Origin of the sequence: Stenomitos frigidus ULC18 (assembly GCF_003003795.1) — a bacterium.
Lineage (GTDB): Bacteria > Cyanobacteriota > Cyanobacteriia > Leptolyngbyales > Leptolyngbyaceae > Stenomitos > Stenomitos frigidus_A.
Genome location: NZ_PVWK01000142.1, coordinates 141,999 through 160,309, shown reverse-complemented (window position 1 = coordinate 160,309; position 18,311 = coordinate 141,999). Strand labels below are relative to the sequence as shown.

Below are 18,311 nucleotides of genomic sequence, written 5' to 3'. Positions count from 1 at the left end.
ATAACCCCTATCTTCAATTTGCATTGATTATGAACTCAGACGAATTGCCAATGCCATCGACGGCGGATACGCGTCAGTCTGAATCGATCGCTGACACGCGTGAACAGGAAGAGGTGAGCGATCGCCCCAGTGGCGAACCGTTAGGGATACAAGAAGCCTCTGCGCAGACACTAATGGAAGAGGAAAGACTGACGTTAGTGGAGCGGGTTGAAGCCGAGCAAGTGCTGCCATCGATCTCGGCTGTGGGAACCTCGACGAGCACTGAGGTTGGGCAGCGGGTTGTCGATCTCCAACGTCGAGAACAGGCGCTAAGGCGAGAGATTGCCACGTTGCAAGCATCGCAAGCTCGTTTACAGGAAGAAACGGCAGCGGCTCAGGCAGCAATGGGGCGGCTCGTGCAAGAAGGTCTGAAAGAGCTAGAACAACGGAAGCAGTCACTGCAAATTAGCGTGGAGCAGCTAGAGCGCCGTCAAGAACGAATTCGTAATGAGATGCGAACGACGTTTGCGGGCGTGTCGCAGGATTTGGCGATTCGAGTGCAGAGCTTCAAGGACTACTTAGTCGGCAGCCTACAGGATTTAGCGTTGGCCGCGGAGCAATTGGAACTACCGCAGCCTGGAGCGCCAATGACACAAAGTCCTGAGCGATCAGCTGTGAAGGAAGAACGAGTATCCAAAGCGGCGACCACTCCTCAGTTTGCTGAGCAGAGCTTTCAAGAGCAAACGAAAAAAATCCGTAATTTGTTGGATCAGTACCGCAATCGGCCAGACTATTATGGGTCGGCGTGGCAGCTTCGGCGCACGTTTGAACCCGTTCATGCTGAGCGCGTCTCGAATTGGTTTTTTACCCAGGGTGGACGCGGTGCCGTGCGCACAATGGGTAGCCGCTTGCAGAATATTCTGATTGCCTCGGCGGCGATTTCGATTTTGCATACGCTGTATGGCGATCGCTTACGGGCTCTTGTCCTTGCCCAGTCACCAGAGCGGCTAGGCGAATGGCGGCGTGGTCTGCAAGACTGCCTTGGCATTACGCGGAGTGAGTTTGGCCCAGAGCGAGGTGTTGGTTTGTTTGAAGACCCGTTCGCGCTGGCACAGAAGGCCGATCGACTGATGAAAGATGGGCTCATGCCGCTCATCATCATTGACGAAACGGAAGAGGATATTAGTTTATCGCTGCTACAATTTTCGCTCTGGCTGGCATTTGCACCAAATCCTCAAGCGCAGACCTATTCGTATTAAAGTTGTTAGGTGCTGGTCGTAAAGCCCTTTGGGCATTCAAGAAAGGGTACAGCGATCGCGGCCCATCGCTTGCGACGAGCGATGCCATGACGTACGAAGGAAATCAAGCAATGGTACTCTGGCTTGCCTTGAATGGACTGCTGCTAGTAAGCGCGTATTTATTAGGCTCAATGCCGCCTGGTTACTGGGCGGGACGGTTGCTGAAAGGGATTGACATTCGAGAGCACGGGTCTGGCTCAACTGGAGCGACAAATGTGTTGCGGACAGTGGGTAAAGCGCCAGCGCTGGTAGTGCTGCTGGTCGATATTTTGAAGGGTGCTGTGGCGATCGCGGCGGTTCGCTGGTGCTATACCGTTGCCGAAGCTCAGTCTCTCCCCTTGCCAACGCTAGACGTAGCAGTGTGGCTACCGTGGATGGTGACGTTAGTTGGTATGGCAGCGTTGCTGGGGCACAGTAAATCGATTTTTCTTGGCTTCACTGGCGGCAAATCGGTGGCGACCAGTCTGGGCGTGCTGTTAGCGATGAACTGGATGGTTGGGGCTGGGACGCTGGCAGTCTTCGCTCTCGTACTGGCAATTTCTAGAATTGTGTCGTTGAGCTCGATCGCGGGTGCGATTGCAGTCTCCGGCTTTATGATGTTTACCCATCAGCCCCTGCCTTACCTCTTGTTTGGTCTTTTAGGCGGACTCTACGTCATCTTGCGCCACCGTGCCAACATTCAGCGGTTGCTCGCCGGAAGCGAACCACGCTTAGGGCAACCTGTGCCAAATGCAACCGCTTCATCACTGTCAGAGACTGGAGAATAGAAGGCGGCATTGTAGGGACGTTACGTGTAACGTCCCTACAATGCCCCGTAAAACAGTAGGATCTGAATACTTAGTGCTTCTCTAAATGGGTAGTGTCATGGCGCTCAAGATTATCGATCATTTCGACGGCAGTTTTACGCTTGACCCAGACGCTAAAGCAGCGTTGTTTGAGTTGCTTAAAAGCGACGCCTTTCTTCAACAAGTAGCTCAACAGGCAAGCTATCCAGCAGTTGAATTTACCGAGCTGTTGTTTCAACCTGTTCCCTACAGTGCAGCCACCCCAAAGGGGATGCCAACCGAGTTCGAGAAATTTCAGAACGCCGTTGATTATGTCATTATTAACGTGCCGCCCAACTTTATGTTCAAAGCTAAAATCTTCAAGCCCAGTCGGCTTTGTGCGATTTATCGAAACACAAACGAGGCGTAGTTCAAAGAAAGGATCAAGGCTGAATGCTAAAGACTAAATCAACCTTTTATCCTTGTATCCCTTACCCTTCATTCTTTATAAAATGTCTTCTCAAATTGATACACCTGTGCTCTCTGGTTTGGAGCACCTTGCCTATATTGACGATCGTGGTCAACTGCCAGAACAATTTCAGGGCAAAGTCGGCGTGTATGCCATTTTTGATCAACAGCAAACGTTGCAGTATATTGGCTACTCACGGGATGTTTATTTGAGCCTGAAGCAGCACTTAGTCCGTCAGCCAGAGCGGTGTTATGGGCTGAAGGTACAGACGATCGATCGCCCCAGTCGCACAATCCTGGAGGAAATTCGCACAGCCTGGATGAGCGAGAATGGTTCGGTGCCAGTCGGAAACGGTGCTGATGAAAGTCGATGGACACAAGCGATCGATGCAAAAGCGCAAATGACGCCAGAGGAACAGGCAAGCTATGCTGGGGCGATCGATGAACTGAGCCAAATGAAAGTGCTGAAACAACTCGCCCGACGAGTTGAAGCACAAATACTGGAAGTATTGAAGTCTCGCGACGTTCAGGTGGAAATTCGCTTTAACCCTAAACTCAAAGAAGCAGGGCTGTTAGATCTGAAGTAACGCAACGGTCAATAGGTCTGAGAGACTTGCTAGACACGATTGTTGCCCTAACCCCAAAGTCAGCTGCCTACTATTATCAATCGGCTGACTGATCCTGCTCAATCTGGCGGATTCTCGCCCTGAAAATTGCCTCAACCTCGCGTTCGGGATCAACCATATCGTATGGATAGGGATACCTCGGAGCATTTGGATCGCGACGGCTCATTAAAACTTGCAGCGCATCATGAAACGCATCATCATTGTTCCGATGCTCTGAAAGATAGCGCTTCAGTTCAGCGTTGGTCAGTTGATTTAAGTCTTGAGTCATAGAACGAACTCCCAGTTCCCATCCTCAAAAATTACGATCGCAATTCGTCCGCGCTTCCACCTTGAACATAGATCGTCTTCGCCTTTTGGTCGTATCGAAAAACGTTGATTGGCTGAAACAGGTTAGAAAACAGTTGACAGACAAAAATGGCTGCTTCAGCTTGCTCGCGTGTTGGCAAGTGAACACTCCTGTAGAAACAACCTTAGCGTATTAACTGCTGGACTTGTATGCCATCACTCTTGTATGCCATCACTTGTTGCTTGTAACAATGACATGTGATTTTTTTTTTGCAAATGCAACCTGGGTTGAGCTAAACAGATGACAGCAAAACTCAGTACTCGTATGCTTATTAGGACTTACGCATGAAGTCTTCAGATCCCCGACTTCTGGCGAAAAATTAGCGCTGCCCAGCTTCCCGTGCGATAGAAGTCGGGGATCTTTGCGTAAGTCCTACTTATTTCTACTGTTTCCTTTCTTACGGCTCGATCCAACAGCCGTCCGACTTGATCAAACTAATCAACTCCTCAACGCCTTGAGCCTCAGGGACTTTCTTAATTTCATCGCGTCCCCGATAGAGGGAAATCCAGCCTGCTTGCTTGCCCACATAGCCGTAGTCTGCGTCTGCCATCTCGCCAGGTCCGTTGACGATGCAGCCCATTACCGCAATGTTCAAGCCAGTCAGGTGATTGGTCGCGTCTCGAACTTTGTGCAGCACTTCTTCGAGATTAAAGAGCGTGCGTCCGCAGGACGGGCAGGCGACATACTCGACCATCGTGCGGCGTAGCCCCAAGGCTTGCAGAATGCCGTAGCAGACGGGAATTTCTTTTTCGGGTGCTTCGGTGAGAGAGACGCGGATGGTGTCGCCGATGCCTTCTGCCAAGAGCGTCCCGATGCCAGCGGTGGATTTGATGCGACCGTATTCGCCATCGCCTGCTTCGGTCACACCGAGATGGAGCGGGTATGCCATGCCCAGCTCGTTCATGCGCTGCACCATAAGACGATTGGCAGCCAACATGACGGGTACTCTGGAGGCTTTGAGCGAGAGTTCTAAATGGTAATAATCGAGCGATTCGCAGATGCGGATGAACTCCAGCGCTGACTCCACCATGCCTTCGGGCGTGTCACCGTAGGTAAACAGCATCCGTTCTGCCAGAGACCCGTGATTCACGCCAATTCGCATCGATTTGTTTTGATCGCGCAGAGAAATGACGAGTGGTGCTAGAGTCTCGCGAATCTTCTCGCCAATTTCGTCAAATTCGGTTTGGGTATATTCAGTACGATCGCTCTTCGGCTTTTCAAACACATATAAGCCTGGATTGATCCGCACGTTATCGACGTGCTTAGCCGCCTCTAGCGCAATCTTCAACCCGTTGTGATGCACATCTGCAACCAGCGGTACGGGTTGATAGGTGGCACGCAACCGCTGTTGGATTTCTTCCATTGCCTTAGAGTGCGCCATGCTGGGGACGGTCACACGCACGATTTCGCAACCGATTTCGTGCAGACGGCGAATGGCAGCCACCGAGCCATCAATGTCCAACGTATCTTCGTTGATCATGGACTGCACGGCAACGGGATAGCTTCCGCCGATCGTGATGCTGCCCACAGGCACCGATCGCGTTTTGCGACGCTGGATAGCAGTATCGGTAGGTGCAGCGAGAGGCGTTGTGGCGGTTGGTGGGCTGGGCAGAGTTTGCATACGCTATGGGTAAAGCTTGGCAGTAAGACAGTATCAGTTGTCTCTGTTCTTACAGATTGCCATAGATAGGTTAAGTTTGACGGTTAAAACGCGAGAAAATCTTTGGTGCGCTAGCGTTGCTACCGCAGTGAACTCTCAATCTTTGACCGCTGATGCTCGTGACTGCCGCTATCGTGCAGCGCTACGAGCGTCTTCTCGCGGTTTTGCCTTATTCACCTTTAACTGACGACCCATCCATTCGGCACCGTCTAATGCCACGATCGCCGCATCTTCTTGAGCGTCTTCAGCGAGTTCCACAAAGGCAAACCCACGCATCCGACCCGTTTCGCGATCGGTCGGCAGAGAGACACGCTTCACTGCACCGTACTCAGTAAAGACTTCCGATAGGTCTTCTGGAGTTGCCTGGTAAGACAAATTGCCAACGTAAATAGTCATAGGAGCTTGATCAGATGGGACGAAGGGTTCGTATCAAACCCTAAATCCGGTGATAGCACACCAGCCACACCTCATTCTGAAAAGCCTGATACTTGTTAGACGTCGTTGGTATCAAGCATCACGGTTTTATTCATTTAATTTATTTAGTCGATCGAAATCGACTTGGGAGCACCGCTGTTGCCATTATTCGATCCAGTCGTTGAGCCAGACGTCGTGCTACCTGACTGTTGATCCAGCCAGCTTTTGACGGGGTCTTCTGAAAGATTGAGGCGAAACAGCCCTGATAAGAAGCCACCTAGAAACGCAACAGGCTGCTGCGAAAGCTCTTTCCAGACAGGGGTTAGTTCATCAAGAAACACGAGTGGACTCCTTTGGGTTATGGGTTTGGTTGGTTAGTGAGCGGTGAGAAACTATCCGTTAACAGTGGTCAGGAATCAGTGATCAACGGGTTGAAGACATTGTTTAGCTAACAATCAACGATTGCTGTACGGCTCAGTTTCTAGCGCGAGCTAAACGCCGACTCTTTGGTGATTGTAGCGCGTTGGTAATGATGGAGCGCTGGTCATGAGGCTAGATGTGTCAAAGCGAAGCAGCCTCATTGGTTGGGCAAACTTGACATACGATGGCAACACCACGCTAGCAAGCTACGAAGCAGTCAGCAGTCACCTGTTCGTTGATGTTCCGCGGACTGAGGTGAGAACCCTGGTCATATTAGTAGCCTCGATCGCCTCACCTTCATAAGCCTGACGCAGGGTTGAAAGCAAGCGCGTTTCTGGTCACAACCTGGACGCTCTCCTGGCACCGATTCGTGAACACCCCAGTTACTGCATCAGCCCTGAATCCATAGAGTCCATTTAGTAAAACGGCATTGTCTTATGACTCAACTTAAAGTCCTTTGCGATACGGTACTTAAGCAACAGCCCATCCAAGCGGGAAAGTTAGCCGCTGATCAATTGCAGACGGTGCAGGCTGGCACGCTGCTTAACGTTCAGTCCTACGGAGCAGCGAGTGATCACATTAAGGTAGCGCTGTCAGATCAGAGCTTTCAAGGAAAAAATACCTGGTATATCTATCAGCGGCACGGTGCCATTTTAGAGGACAACAACGTTGTCTTTCCGAAAGCCGTCAAACTCTCGGTGCCCTATTATGATCAGCTAGATAACTCTGAAAATCCCTACGGTACCTGTAATGTGACCTCGATCGCGATGTGCCTGGCGTATCTAGGAGCATCGCGCAAACATCCTGAACAGCGCTTCCCGGATGAACTCCAGGATTACTGCGCGGCCAATGGGCTCGATCGCCATGTACCCGATGTACTGGCAAAAGTCGTGGAAGTCTACGGCTGTAAAGACACGTTCAAAACGACTGCAAGCTTTGAGAATGTGAAAGAGTGGCTCATCCAGGGCAATCCAGTCGTTGTCCACGGCTATTTCACAGCCTCTGGGCATATTGTCGTCTTCGTTGGCTACAACGAAAACGGGTTCATTGTGAATGATCCCTACGGCGAATTAACCTACAACGGTCCTGGCGATAGTCAATACGACATTTATGCCAGTGGTGTGGGGCTGACCTACTCGTACAGACTGGTTTATGACCTCTGCTGTGGCGACAATCAGTTTTGGGTGCACTTTATTTCCAAAGGCTAAGGGATGAAGGCTAAAGGATAAAACGTTTTAGCCTTCATCCTTTAGCCTTTAGCCTTTCCCTTCCGGCAACATGCACTTGTCGCTATCGCAGCCAGCGGGTCCTTCAGCCAGACTAAAGCCAGAGTCGTAACGGCTGAGCGCGGCGTAAAAGTCGCTGGTTTGCTGTTTGGTGGCGACCGCTTGCTGGAGACGATCGAAGGTTTCCTTATCAATCTTCTCAAACGGTAGGCGGGGGAAGGGCGCATCAAAGCGAGCTAACAGAGCCGCGCTAATGTAGCCTTCCTCGTTGGCGATCGTCTGGTAAATGCGCTGTGCCAGCGGTTCAATTTCGGCTTCGGTGAGTTCGATCGTAGCGCTGGTATTGTGCGCGGTGTAGTAGGTTTGCACCTGCATGTAGAAATCGAACTGCGCCAGAGCCGAGAACTTTTCGATCGCGATCGTGTCGGCACCGGGCAGGTTTGCCCATGAAACCTCAACGGGGATCTCAACCAGCCATTCCGTACAGCGAGGATCAAACGGATCGTTCAGTAGATTGCCCGTCTCATCCTTATCGGACTGTGACGGCACAATGCTGTAGCCGTAATCCAAGCACGCCAGGGCGACTGGATCATTTTTGCGGAAGGTGATGCGACGAATGAACCGCTGGGCTTTGGGCGGATGCCAACCGGGGCTGGCTCCTGTGAGTAAGGATTTAGTCCCGGCAGGTTGAACGGTGGTGCAGCGGTTGGGACGCTTGAGGTGATGGCGATCGCAGTATTCCCATACCGCCTGGTTCACGGTTTCCCGCCAGCGCGACAAGAATGCCTGCTCTTTTTGCTTGAACGCCAGACCTGTCACTGTATCGGGTCTACCTGCTTCCCACCAGCGCAACCACTCGACGCCAAACGCATGGACGAAGAAATCAAATAAGCCTGTGAAGGAGACACCCACGATCGGATCGAGATCACGCGATTTCTGATAGCGCGGTTCCGCAAAACGATGATTCAGGAGCGCTGCGACAGAAAGTGCGGCTGCCTTGAAAGCGTCCGCCTGTTCGTCGAGATTGTTTGGATCAAGCTGATTCAGATGCACTTCTGCCAGGTTGCAGTGGAAGTCAGCACCCAAAATCTCGCCGCAGGGATTCAACCCATAACGACCCAGACGATGTTCTAGCTCCGCCGCAGGCATTTGGGGTTGCTGTTGGAGCAGCCATTCTCTGGCTGTGCCTTGATTGTAAGCAGCCAGGAAGGCCGTTTTGAGTTCTGGTGTGGTCAACAGATCACGGTTGGAGCGGGCGATCGCTTCGGGTGCATACTGAATCGCTCCTTCACCAGAGTAAAACTGCTTGCGCACCGCATCGGTACATTCTTGCTCGGTTGGCTTGTGGTGATACACGCGCGTATGGTTTGCCATCCGCAGCGCATCGCGTTCTGGGTCAATACGCCAGTTGCCAGCCTCGTCTTGCTGCCACAGATTATCTTTAGCGACGGCAAACGCGGCATCGTTGCTCACGCCTTGACGCATGCCCGCCGATCGCCGAATATTGCCTGCAACCACTGTGGCAGCGGCTTCATCAATCAACAAACAGCATTCAACAGAGGTAAGTTGACGACCGATCGCCTTGTTCAATAGTGCCGCACACCGTTCGTACAATCCTGGTAGCCGAATGGGGTTTGCCATGCCGCCAAAGCCTTTCAGCACTTCCCCTTCAGCGCGGACATCGCTCACGTTGACGGTTACGGCAACATCGCCTGTAAAGCGATCGTCGGTCGAAAGTTCCAGCAAGGTTTTGTAGGACTGCACCCATCCCTGGCGGCTATCGCCTACGAGAATGTGTACCTGATTGCCGTCAATGGTGACTTGCGTGCGATCGTGCCGTTGCTCAGCGGGTGTCGTGCCGATTTCGCCCTCTAAATTGACGAGTAGATGGTTACGAATGGCGGGTAGTTGATTGCTGTAGCGTGGTTCGAGAATCGCACCAGTACCACAGCCCATCATGGCGAGATCCATCATGAGCCCAAACGCCTGCCAATCAATGACGTTGGTGCTGGTGCAGTTGTAGGCTCCCGAAAAATTTTCTGGCTTGTTGATCCAGTCTGTGCCGCCGACCCACAGCCAGCGCCCTGAGGGCATGCTCTTAAGCTGCTGCTGCATGCGTTGAATGAGGGCTTTTTCTTCGACGCTCAGCCGCCCTAACTCAACCAACCCTTGCGTTGTCCGCTGGATCACGTCTGCCAATGGTTCACGACGGTTGTTAATGCGACGACTGTAGGTTCTGTAGAAGACAGGATTGGCAGTGGGAGCGGTTTCAGGAAACTGCTCAGACAAATGTTTGCGTTGAAGTTCTATAACCATAGGTTGCGCTGCCTGCTAGCGTGGTATACAAATAGAAGGCTCTATATGTAGCGTTAAAATAAGGATTATGTCCATACAAATGAGTTCAAGTCAAGATCTAAGATTAAAAACTCAGAGCAAAAAAGGAGTAAGAGTGTACGACTCTTACTCCAGATTTATGCAATCTCAAAAGAAGTAATCTTGATGACTTCTCTTTTGATGAGACGGGTCTGTATCAATCAGCGACGAGGTAAGCACTTCCACAATTCATCAATTTTCGGTAGAGCCCTACCATAGTTGCTTGTAGAAATGTCCTCTAGAATCTGCTTCATTAGCGCTGAATCTACTGGACAGCCAGAAATAAAAGGCTCACCTTGACTGTAAATCGATAACCCGTCTAAAGAGGGGTTCCAAACAGGCCACAACTCTCCATTAAACTCTAGAGGATAGTTGCTTAAATGGGCATCGCGAATCAACTTGGACATAAGTAAGTAGCCAAATATGCGCTGCTGCTTATCTTCACGACCATCGTTAGGGAAGACATCAAGCATTGCTCTGCACACTCCACACCAGAGTTCATAAAACCATCTGATATATTTTCGATGGTTGTAAGCTCTTTCATCGTGGAACATCAGAAATAAGCTAAGCGTGTGAACTACTAAATAATCACTTCTTAAATCTAGTTCTCCAATCCGCTCCCTACCGATTCTTACGTCAACCTCTTTCATTCGCTGGACATCTTCGTACTCCGCAAGTTTCTGAGCAATGTGAGAAACTTCATGAAGTAGGAATACTAGGCACGCCATACGCAACCATTGCTGAGGTCTATCTGAAGAGAAACGCTTAGGGACTGCTTCAGCCATTTTTACGACAATTTCCAAGCTTAGGCTCAGGGTACGATCAGCACTGTTTACCCGTAGGCTGCCATATTCTAAACGCTCAAAGATTATTCCATTTGCGTAATGCTCCAGAGAGTTTGTAATCTTCTCAGTGAAAGGATCAATCTTCGATAGCTCAGGGGCGTACTTTCTGAGCAAATAGAGCTTGTCACCTAAAGTGCTACAAACTTTTTCGTTCAGAAGGCTACATAGCTCTTTACTTATTACCCTGTCTCCCGAACAAGTATAAGTTCTAAAAAATACTGGGATTGCTTCAGGAGTTGACAAATAAAACTGTTCAAGCTCTTGAACCATAATTTCAGCGCTCACTTCTTTGGAACGGGGTGGGCTTGGCTAGATGTAGCATCTAGACATCACAGTCTACACCATAGGTAGAGTTGTGACTTAGTGGTGTTGTAGCACGAAGTTCGCAGAATGGCGCGACTTTTTGCGGCGTTTGCCCCGTTCTGAGAGGAGACTTTAACTGAAAGGGCGATCGCAGCCTGCTAAGATCGCCCTCTCGTTGGGAGACTAAACGGCTTGTCCACTCGCGCTGCTGCTGGCTGGCTCGTCTGCGCTTGCTTTGAGGCGGCTCACGGTACTCCGGCGAATGCGCTCACTCTTGCGGACACCCCCTGCCATTTCGTACTCGCGGCTGTTTTTGCCGTACTTGAAGGCGACGCCAATCAACATCTGGTCTGCCAGGTCGCCGAGGGTCTTCTCTAATGCATCAATTTCAGTTTTGGATGAATCGATGATGGCGAGAGCGGTATTATACGCGTCTAGTTTGGCGCGGAGTTGTGACATCTGGGCGGTGAGATTGGCTAAGGTGCGAACATCGCCAAAATCCATCTTAGGGTCAACGGCTTTCAATCCGGCAGAGCGGAGTTCAGCGTTTTCGAGCATGCGGGAGGTACGTTTTTTGCGGGACATAGAGGTAAGCCTGCTAGAGAGTAGATAAGACCAGCATGGCTGATGGGTCATGGCTTTGAGAGCCGCGAACCCCGCAAGGTTGTGTGTGGTTTCTAAGAAGGGTTGGGCGATCGCCCGCTAATGGCACGGCAGTACGATACGGATAGGCCTGATGCAGACGTTGCAGAAACCGGGTTTCTTGACGAGCATCTGCCGTTGCAGCGTTCAGAGGGCATTCAGAAACCCGGTTTCTCTCAAAGCGCACGATCGTACTTCACGAACGCTTCACCGTAAGTCACCACAGCTTAACCGTAAGTAACGACAGCTTCATCGTAAGTAACCAACGCTTGAGTGGAAGTGACCACCGTTTGAGCGTAAGTCACCAACGTTGGTGCTGAAGTGACCACGGCTTGAGTGGCGGTGAGGACGGCTTGACTGGTGGTAAGGACCGCTTGAGTCGAAGTCACCAACGTTGGTGCCGATGTCGCCACTGAAACTGTGCGGGGGGTTAGACCTCGGAGGTTTCCAAAACCTCCGAGGTCTGAGAGGGCATTTGCCACGCCCCCGTGTCTTTCTCAAGCACTTCGGCTGTAGAATAAAGCAGACTAAGACACTTACACGAAACCCCTTGCAGGTGAGTGCGGGTTTACGGTGGCTGGCAGGGTGCTGAAAGGCACACGTCTGGATAAACGCATGACAGTTGAAACCGCTTTCGAGAACGACATTTTCATCAGCTATGCCCACATTGACAATGAACCCTTAACGGAGGGGCAAGAGGGCTGGATTTCGGACTTTCATCAATCATTAGAGAAACTGCTAGCCCAACTGCTGGGCGATCGTCCCCGTATCTGGCGTGATCCGAAACTGCAAGGCAATGATTACTTTGCCGACACGATCGTGGATCAGTTCTCGAAAGTGGCGTTACTGGTGTCGATCTTCTCGCCTCGCTACATCAAGTCGGAGTGGTGTGTACGCGAACTGAAGGGGTTTCACACGGCTGCCAGTCAGACAGGTGGCGTGCGGGTTGCCGACAAAGCCCGAATTTTTAAGGTGATCAAAACGCCCGTACCCCTGGAACGGCAGCCAGAGGAAGTACAAGGTCTGCTGGGCTATGAGTTTTATCAGCGCGATCGCAACGAGAATCCGCTGATGTTTAATCGCATCTTTGGGTCTGAGGCAGAGCAGCGGTACTGGGCTAAACTGTCTGACCTGGCATACGACATCTGTCAGCTTTTGGAAGCGCTCTCGCGAGTGGAGGTGGTAACCCCTCCGGAGGTCACCACTCAAGGAAATGGTGCTCAGACCGCGTTAACAGAGCCAGCCAGCGCGAGCAATGGTAAGACCGCCACGATCGCTGGATCTAGCGGTATTGCCGTCTACCTGGCAGAAACGAGCTACGATTTGCAGGACGATCGCGACAAGATTAAGCGAGAGCTGCAGCAGCGGGGACATCTGGTGTTGCCCGACCAAACGTTGCCCACCTATTATCCTGACTTTGAGCGGGTGGTGACGGAGAACCTGGCGCGGTGCAAGCTCTCCATTCATCTGGTTGGGTCGCGCTACGGCATGATTCCAGAGGATGCGGAGCGATCGCTGATTGCGCTACAGCATGATCTGGCAGTCGCCCAGCGTCGGGAACGTGCAGAGTTCTCACGGTTGGTCTGGATGCCTGTGGGGTTACAAACGCAGGATGCCCGTCAGCAGGAATTGATTCGATCGCTCCAGAACGACCCGGACTGGCTGCAAACGGGCATTGAGGCGCTTAAAACCGTCATCCAGGATCGGCTCACCGCGCCGACGCCGCGACTGGACAACGGCTCCAGCGACGACGCAACGGTGCGAGTCTACCTCATCTGCGACCAAAAAGACCTGGAGAGCGTTGTGCCTGTCTACAATCACATCTTCTTCGATCGCGGTTGGGAGCCAATGTTACCCGCGTTTGAAGGCGATGAAGCTGCGGTGCGGCAGGAGCATCAAGACACTCTCTGCGAGTGTGATGCGGTGTTAATCTACTACGGCAGCGGCAATGACCTGTGGCTACGTACCAAACTGCGGGATTTACAAAAGGTGGCGGGCTACGGACGTACCAAGCCTATGCTGGCAAAGGCGATTTACGTGGCAGCACCGGAAACGCCGAAGAAACAAATGCTGCTAAGCCATGAGGCGATCGTCCTCAAGAATTTTGATGCCTTTACGCCAGCGGCACTGGCACCGTTTGTGGATCAGATCGCTCAGGCACAGGGAGGACAGCACCGATGACGATTGGCACCCAGACCCGCACCAATCCCTTTCCAGGGCTGCGACCCTTTGAAGCTGAGGAAGACCACCTGTTCTTTGGGCGCGAAGGGCAAACGGATGAACTGTTGCGACGGCTGCGATCGCGCCGCTTTCTGGCAGTGGTGGGCACATCGGGTAGCGGCAAGTCGTCGCTGGTACGAGCGGGACTGCTGCCTGCACTCTACAGCGGCTTTATGGCAGGCGTGGGGTCAAACTGGCGAGTGGCGCTGCTGCGACCAGGGAACGCACCGATCGCGAACCTGGCAGAGGCCTTGAACCATACAGATGTGTTCGGTTCTGATGGGGAAGACCAGCGCCTGCAAACGATTATCACGGAGACGGTGCTGCGACGGGGCGCGCTGGGGTTGGTAGAAGCGGTGCAGCAGTCGCGGTTGCCAGACGATGAAAATTTGCTGGTAGTGGTGGATCAGTTTGAGGAATTGTTTCGGTTTAAGCAACAGTCGTCCAGCGAGGATGCGGGGGATGAGGCAGCGGCGTTTGTGAAGCTGCTGCTGGAGGCAACGCAACAGACGGCACTCCCCATCTATGTGGTGCTGACGATGCGATCGGACTTTTTGGGTGAGTGCGCCCAGTTCCGCGATCTGCCCGAAACGATGAACGATAGCCAGTATCTCATTCCCCGCATGACGCGCGACCAGCAGCGACAGGCGATCGAGGCTCCGGTGGCGGTCGGGGGGGCGACGATTACCCCGCGTCTGGTGAGTCGCCTGCTCAACGATGTGGGCGATAACCCGGATCAGTTGCCCATTTTACAGCACGCGCTGATGCGAACGTGGGACTACTGGACGGCACACCATGAGGGGAATGAACCGATCGATGTGCCGGACTACGAAACGATCGGCGGCATGGAGCGGGCACTGTCGCAGCATGGGGATGAGCTGTACGACGGGTTACCAGACGATCAGGCGCGGCAGCGTGCCACATGGCTGTTTCAGTGCCTGACGGAGAAGGGAGCCGATGGGCGCGGCATTCGACGACCGACGCGGTTGCGGGATGCGGGTGCGATCGCGGATGCATCCGACGCAGACATCATCGCCATCGTCGAAGCCTTTCGGACACGGAGCGGCACGTTTTTGACCCCACCGTTGCCCACCCCCCTGCAAGCTGACTCCATGCTGGATATTTCCCACGAAAGCCTGATGCGCGTGTGGCAACGGCTGGATGGCTGGGTGGAGGCAGAGAGCCAGTCTGCCCAGATCTATCGACGGCTGGCAGATACAGCCGTGCTCTACCAGCAGCAGCGAGCCGGACTGTTGCGCGACCCGGAGTTGACGATCGCCCTTACCTGGCGACAGGAGCAACAGCCCAATGCCGCCTGGGCAGAACGCTACGCCCCCAACTTTGACCAGACGATGCAGTTTTTGGATGCCAGCGTCACGGCACGCGACGAGGAAGCGGCGGAAAAGGAGGCGAATCGCAAGCGAGAACTCAAGCGACTGCGGCTGTTTTTGGCGGGGCTGGGGCTGTTGTCGCTGCTGGCAGTGGGCGCAGCCGTGTTTGCGTTCCAGAAGCAGCAAGAAGCAGATAATGAGAAAACGAATGCGGATGTTAACTTTCAAAGTGTCACCGCCCAAAACTTGCTGGCATCCAATCTGGAGCTTGAATCCCTCATCGCCGCGATTAAAACGGGGCAGCAAGTCCAGCAGCTTGAGAAGGGCAAGATGCTAAAGCCCGATACGCGCATGCGAGCCATTGCCACGCTCCGTCAGGTCGTCTATGGGGTTCAAGAGCACGATCGTCTGGAAGGGCACAGCAGCAGTGTCTTGAGCGTGAGTTTCAGCCCGGACGGCAAAACCCTGGCGACGGGCAGTGATGACAACACGGTGAAGCTGTGGGACGTGCAGGCGGGGCGGGAGTTGCAAACGCTCAAAGGGCACAGCAGCAGTGTCTATAGCGTGAGTTTCAGCCCGGACGGCAAAACCCTGGCGACGGGCAGTGTGGACAACACGGTGAAGCTGTGGGACGTGCAGGCGGGCCGCGAGGTGCAAACCCTGAAAGGGCACAGTAGCAGTGTCTGGAGCGTGAGTTTCAGCCCGGACGGCAAAACCCTGGCGACGGGCAGTGCGGACAACACGGTGAAGCTGTGGGACGTGCAGGCGGGGCGGGAGTTGCAAACGCTCAAAGGGCACAGCAGCAGTGTCTGGAGCGTGAGTTTCAGCCCGGACGGCAAAACCCTGGCGACGGGCAGTGCGGACAACACGGTGAAGCTGTGGGACGTGCAGGCGGGGCGGGAGTTGCAAACGCTCAAAGGGCACAGCAGCAGTGTCTGGAGCGTGAGTTTCAGCCCGGACGGCAAAACCCTGGCGACGGGCAGTGCGGACAACACGGTGAAGCTGTGGGACGTGCAGGCGGGGCGGGAGTTGCAAACGCTCAAAGGGCACAGCAGCAGTGTCTTGAGCGTGAGTTTCAGCCCGGACGGCAAAACCCTGGCGACGGGCAGTGATGACAACACGGTGAAGCTGTGGAATCTGAACCTGGATGATTTGATGGCAAGGGGCTGTAGCTGGCTTGATGCTTACTTGAGCAGCCATCCTGAAGAGCTAGCGACGCTTCCAGTGTGCCAAACTACTGCCAATCTCATCACTGCGTCCCAAGCATGGGTTAAAACCGCAGAGCAGCAGGCAAGCTTAGGCAATGTAGACAAGGCAATGACCATGCTCCGCACTGCTCTCAAATGGAATCCCAAATTGGGTGTTCAGCTAGACGCCAAAGAGCAGCAGTTCAAAGCGCTCGCGCTTCTGGCTCAAGGCAATGAGTTCGTCGGCAAGCGCGACATCAAAGCCGCGATGGATTCCTATACCCAGGCGCAAACACTCGATCCTCGCTCTATCGATTCCGTTTCTGCCCAAAACTGGAACAGTCTCTGCTGGTTTGGCAGCCTACAGGGCAATGCTAAAGCTGTGCTGTCAGCTTGTGAAACCGCCGTTAAGCTCGCGCCTAAAAATATAGAGTTTCGAGACAGCCGTGGGCTTGCCAGAGCGCTCAGTGGCAATACCCAGGGTGCAATTGAAGACTTTCAGGCGTTTATCGCTGGCACTGAAAACCAGGAGCGAAAGCAGCAACGGCAACGCTGGATTGATGCCTTACGCGCTGGCAAAAATCCTTTTACACCAACAGAGTTGAAAAGCTTGGAAGGTCAATAAGGTGGGGGAGAGTTTTGGTTTTGAGTTGAGGGAATTGACCAAAACCTCCGAGGTTTAAGCCGATCGATTGGTCACGCTTGATTCGTGGTTCAAACCTCGGAGGTTTAAGCCGATCGATCGAAGCAATTTAAACCCTAAGCTCTGCCATTTATAATGGACAACATTACGACTGGCGGTTCGACGACGATGCAAACCTCATATCGCCTCAATGCCAAAGACCTGGATCACCATTTTCTAGAATCACTTAAGACTCTTTTTCAAGACAAAGAAATTGAGATTATTGTCTACGATATTGATGAAACGGCTTATCTCTCTCGCTCTGAGGCAAATCAAAGGCGCTTACTTGAAGCAATAGAAAACGCTGAAAATGGCACTAACCTCATTACGGTCAGCCTTGAGGGACTTGAATGAGTCGGCGGATTAGCTTTGAAGCATCTGCCTTTGAGGATTTTAACCAATGGGCAACGCTGTAACTATCACTATTCGTAATGCGATTCGGTTTAGAGATCCTACGCGATCAACTAAAAGCTCATACCCTGACTGCGCAGAAAGAAGCCGAATTGGCAGGTATGACGGAACCCGATCGTATCTTTACCGTGATCAACGCCCGCATTATCGCTGAATCATGAGTAGAGTGAGCAATGCACCTTACACCTCAGCTTCCCACACTTCAGCCTTGCCCTCCTGTTAAAATTTCGTCAGACTCCATCTGTTTTAGACTCATGCAAGCGATTGAAGCCACTGGAACGATCGATGCCTACGGACAACTCGCGTTGGATCAGCCGCTGCCGGTGGCTCATCCCGGTCGGGTCAGAATCATTGTGCTGCTGACTGACTTAGCCAGCCCAATACCTGAGCAGACTCAGCCACCTATCATCAGTAGTCAATCTTTGGCAGAAAACCAACCATCTCACAAGCGCCCCATTTGGGAACGAGTAGCGGAAATTTCAGCGCAGGTGCCTCCCGAAGAGTGGGCGAAACTACCCAAAGATTTGTCGAAGAACGTGGATCACTATCTGTACGGCTCACCGAAAGAGGACGAATGAGAACCATCTTTGCGGATGCAGGTTACTGGATTGCCCTGGTCAACCCAGCCGATGATTTGCATCACCACGCAGCAGTCGTTTCTGCTTCTCTAGCACCGCTCAAGCTTGTTACCAGTGAAATGGTCTTAACTGAAGTCTTAAACTCGTTCTCCAGGAAGGGATTAGGTCTGAGAAAAACAACAGTTGCTCTGATGCAAGATATCAGAACTGACTCCGCGATCGAGGTTGTGCCTCAAACCAGTGAATTATTCAACAACGCGCTGACGTTTTACGAAGAACGCCTTGATCAAGCGTGGAGCCATACCGACTGTGCCTCGTTTCTCACCATGCAGCAACAAAAGCTTCTGGAAGCGCTGACCCACGACAAGCATTTTGAACAAGCGGGTTTCATTGCTCTCTTGAGATGAGTCATAGAACTTAAGCATATTGACCAACACATCGGAGATTTCAGGCACCACGTTGGTCACGGCTGGATTGGTGGCTTAAACCTCCGAGGTTTGCGTCAGTGATGGACGATAGCAGCCAGATGAAGCAAGAA

21 protein-coding genes are annotated in these 18,311 nt (G+C 52.6%); 11 read left to right on the top strand and 10 right to left on the bottom strand.

Annotated features, from left to right (window positions below):
• The first annotated feature begins 29 nt into the window (after positions 1-29).
• From C7B82_RS26870 to C7B82_RS26855, 4 genes are all read left to right on the top strand, one after another.
• Positions 30-1,238 (top strand): DUF3086 domain-containing protein, encoded by a 1,209-nt coding sequence (locus C7B82_RS26870; RefSeq protein WP_245940112.1) that lies wholly within the window; start codon positions 30-32, stop codon positions 1,236-1,238.
• Between the two features lie 2 nt (positions 1,239-1,240).
• Positions 1,241-2,044 (top strand): glycerol-3-phosphate 1-O-acyltransferase PlsY, encoded by an 804-nt coding sequence (plsY, locus tag C7B82_RS26865; protein WP_339375213.1) that lies wholly within the window; start codon positions 1,241-1,243, stop codon positions 2,042-2,044.
• A 97-nt stretch (positions 2,045-2,141) separates the two neighbouring features.
• Positions 2,142-2,471: a hypothetical protein gene (locus tag C7B82_RS26860; protein WP_106259954.1), complete on the top strand. Its 330-nt coding sequence runs from the start codon at positions 2,142-2,144 to the stop codon at positions 2,469-2,471.
• Positions 2,472-2,553: 82 nt separating this feature from the next.
• Positions 2,554-3,096 (top strand): GIY-YIG nuclease family protein, encoded by a 543-nt coding sequence (locus tag C7B82_RS26855; protein ID WP_106259953.1) that lies wholly within the window; start codon positions 2,554-2,556, stop codon positions 3,094-3,096.
• Positions 3,097-3,172: 76 nt separating this feature from the next.
• On the opposite strand, the gene C7B82_RS26850 is transcribed toward C7B82_RS26855, so the two are convergent.
• The 5 genes from C7B82_RS26850 to C7B82_RS26830 form a co-directional block, all read right to left on the bottom strand.
• Positions 3,173-3,403: a DUF6887 family protein gene (locus C7B82_RS26850; RefSeq protein ID WP_106259882.1), complete on the bottom strand. Its 231-nt coding sequence runs from the start codon at positions 3,401-3,403 to the stop codon at positions 3,173-3,175.
• Between the two features lie 31 nt (positions 3,404-3,434).
• Positions 3,435-3,581 carry a DUF6888 family protein gene (locus C7B82_RS26845; protein WP_245940111.1) on the bottom strand — a complete coding sequence of 49 codons (147 nt, stop codon included), beginning with the start codon at positions 3,579-3,581 and terminating at the stop codon, positions 3,435-3,437.
• Between the two features lie 297 nt (positions 3,582-3,878).
• The gene (ispG, locus tag C7B82_RS26840) at positions 3,879-5,102 is read right to left on the bottom strand and encodes a (E)-4-hydroxy-3-methylbut-2-enyl-diphosphate synthase (protein WP_106259880.1); all 1,224 of its coding nucleotides are present in this window, start codon (positions 5,100-5,102) and stop codon (positions 3,879-3,881) included.
• A gap of 168 nt (positions 5,103-5,270) precedes the next feature.
• Complete coding sequence (locus C7B82_RS26835) at positions 5,271-5,537, bottom strand: RNA recognition motif domain-containing protein (protein ID WP_106259879.1); 267 nt, start codon at positions 5,535-5,537, stop codon at positions 5,271-5,273.
• A 143-nt stretch (positions 5,538-5,680) separates the two neighbouring features.
• The gene (locus tag C7B82_RS26830; RefSeq protein ID WP_106259877.1) at positions 5,681-5,896 is read right to left on the bottom strand and encodes a ssl0294 family protein; all 216 of its coding nucleotides are present in this window, start codon (positions 5,894-5,896) and stop codon (positions 5,681-5,683) included.
• A 516-nt stretch (positions 5,897-6,412) separates the two neighbouring features.
• Between C7B82_RS26830 and C7B82_RS26825 the strand changes: the two genes are divergently transcribed.
• Positions 6,413-7,183, top strand: a complete 771-nt coding sequence (locus tag C7B82_RS26825; protein WP_106259875.1) for a C39 family peptidase — start codon at positions 6,413-6,415, stop codon at positions 7,181-7,183.
• 48 nt (positions 7,184-7,231) lie between these two features.
• Here C7B82_RS26825 and nrdJ read toward each other — a convergent pair whose 3' ends face one another.
• The 5 genes from nrdJ to C7B82_RS26805 all read right to left on the bottom strand — a co-directional run bounded on the left by nrdJ (position 7,232) and on the right by C7B82_RS26805 (position 11,777).
• The gene (gene nrdJ, locus C7B82_RS26820; RefSeq protein ID WP_106259874.1) at positions 7,232-9,517 is read right to left on the bottom strand and encodes a ribonucleoside-triphosphate reductase, adenosylcobalamin-dependent; all 2,286 of its coding nucleotides are present in this window, start codon (positions 9,515-9,517) and stop codon (positions 7,232-7,234) included.
• Positions 9,518-9,735: 218 nt separating this feature from the next.
• Positions 9,736-10,704, bottom strand: coding sequence for a hypothetical protein (locus tag C7B82_RS26815; protein ID WP_146141279.1), 969 nt, complete (start codon positions 10,702-10,704; stop codon positions 9,736-9,738).
• Positions 10,705-10,905: 201 nt separating this feature from the next.
• On the bottom strand, positions 10,906-11,307 hold the full coding sequence (locus C7B82_RS26810) for a hypothetical protein (RefSeq protein ID WP_106259871.1): 402 nt from the start codon (positions 11,305-11,307) through the stop codon (positions 10,906-10,908).
• Positions 11,308-11,320: 13 nt separating this feature from the next.
• Positions 11,321-11,551, bottom strand: coding sequence for a hypothetical protein (locus C7B82_RS31680; protein WP_146141278.1), 231 nt, complete (start codon positions 11,549-11,551; stop codon positions 11,321-11,323).
• A 40-nt stretch (positions 11,552-11,591) separates the two neighbouring features.
• Complete coding sequence (locus tag C7B82_RS26805; RefSeq protein WP_146141277.1) at positions 11,592-11,777, bottom strand: hypothetical protein; 186 nt, start codon at positions 11,775-11,777, stop codon at positions 11,592-11,594.
• A 202-nt stretch (positions 11,778-11,979) separates the two neighbouring features.
• Between C7B82_RS26805 and C7B82_RS26800 the strand changes: the two genes are divergently transcribed.
• From C7B82_RS26800 to C7B82_RS26780, 6 genes are all read left to right on the top strand, one after another.
• Positions 11,980-13,545 (top strand): DUF4062 domain-containing protein, encoded by a 1,566-nt coding sequence (locus C7B82_RS26800; protein WP_106259867.1) that lies wholly within the window; start codon positions 11,980-11,982, stop codon positions 13,543-13,545.
• Entirely contained in the window at positions 13,542-16,727 is a 3,186-nt protein-coding gene (locus C7B82_RS26795) for an nSTAND1 domain-containing NTPase (protein WP_106259865.1), read from the top strand. Before C7B82_RS26800 ends, C7B82_RS26795 begins: the two co-directional genes overlap by 4 nt.
• A gap of 153 nt (positions 16,728-16,880) precedes the next feature.
• Positions 16,881-17,138, top strand: a complete 258-nt coding sequence (locus tag C7B82_RS26790; RefSeq protein WP_245940110.1) for a hypothetical protein — start codon at positions 16,881-16,883, stop codon at positions 17,136-17,138.
• A 77-nt stretch (positions 17,139-17,215) separates the two neighbouring features.
• Positions 17,216-17,356, top strand: a complete 141-nt coding sequence (locus tag C7B82_RS31675; protein WP_146141276.1) for an oligoendopeptidase F family protein — start codon at positions 17,216-17,218, stop codon at positions 17,354-17,356.
• 93 nt (positions 17,357-17,449) lie between these two features.
• Complete coding sequence (locus C7B82_RS26785) at positions 17,450-17,773, top strand: hypothetical protein (RefSeq protein WP_106259863.1); 324 nt, start codon at positions 17,450-17,452, stop codon at positions 17,771-17,773.
• Positions 17,770-18,180: a type II toxin-antitoxin system VapC family toxin gene (locus C7B82_RS26780; RefSeq protein WP_106259861.1), complete on the top strand. Its 411-nt coding sequence runs from the start codon at positions 17,770-17,772 to the stop codon at positions 18,178-18,180. The genes C7B82_RS26785 and C7B82_RS26780 overlap by 4 nt, the downstream gene beginning before the upstream one ends.
• Positions 18,181-18,311: the final 131 nt, after the last annotated feature.

Excerpts from the sequence above, each read along its gene's own strand:
- C7B82_RS26870 (WP_245940112.1), top strand. The coding sequence starts at position 30 with ATGAACTCAGACGAATTGCCAATGCCATCGACGGCGGATACGCGTCAG.
- C7B82_RS26860 (WP_106259954.1), top strand. The coding sequence starts at position 2,142 with ATGGCGCTCAAGATTATCGATCATTTCGACGGCAGTTTTACGCTTGAC.
- C7B82_RS26855 (WP_106259953.1), top strand. The coding sequence starts at position 2,554 with ATGTCTTCTCAAATTGATACACCTGTGCTCTCTGGTTTGGAGCACCTT.
- C7B82_RS26850 (WP_106259882.1), bottom strand. The coding sequence starts at position 3,403 with ATGACTCAAGACTTAAATCAACTGACCAACGCTGAACTGAAGCGCTAT.
- ispG (WP_106259880.1), bottom strand. The coding sequence starts at position 5,102 with ATGCAAACTCTGCCCAGCCCACCAACCGCCACAACGCCTCTCGCTGCA.
- C7B82_RS26835 (WP_106259879.1), bottom strand. The coding sequence starts at position 5,537 with ATGACTATTTACGTTGGCAATTTGTCTTACCAGGCAACTCCAGAAGAC.
- C7B82_RS26825 (WP_106259875.1), top strand. The coding sequence starts at position 6,413 with ATGACTCAACTTAAAGTCCTTTGCGATACGGTACTTAAGCAACAGCCC.
- nrdJ (WP_106259874.1), bottom strand. The coding sequence starts at position 9,517 with ATGGTTATAGAACTTCAACGCAAACATTTGTCTGAGCAGTTTCCTGAA.
- C7B82_RS26810 (WP_106259871.1), bottom strand. The coding sequence starts at position 11,307 with ATGTCCCGCAAAAAACGTACCTCCCGCATGCTCGAAAACGCTGAACTC.
- C7B82_RS26800 (WP_106259867.1), top strand. The coding sequence starts at position 11,980 with ATGACAGTTGAAACCGCTTTCGAGAACGACATTTTCATCAGCTATGCC.
- C7B82_RS26795 (WP_106259865.1), top strand. The coding sequence starts at position 13,542 with ATGACGATTGGCACCCAGACCCGCACCAATCCCTTTCCAGGGCTGCGA.
- C7B82_RS26790 (WP_245940110.1), top strand. The coding sequence starts at position 16,881 with ATGGACAACATTACGACTGGCGGTTCGACGACGATGCAAACCTCATAT.
- C7B82_RS31675 (WP_146141276.1), top strand. The coding sequence starts at position 17,216 with ATGCGATTCGGTTTAGAGATCCTACGCGATCAACTAAAAGCTCATACC.
- C7B82_RS26785 (WP_106259863.1), top strand. The coding sequence starts at position 17,450 with ATGCAAGCGATTGAAGCCACTGGAACGATCGATGCCTACGGACAACTC.
- C7B82_RS26780 (WP_106259861.1), top strand. The coding sequence starts at position 17,770 with ATGAGAACCATCTTTGCGGATGCAGGTTACTGGATTGCCCTGGTCAAC.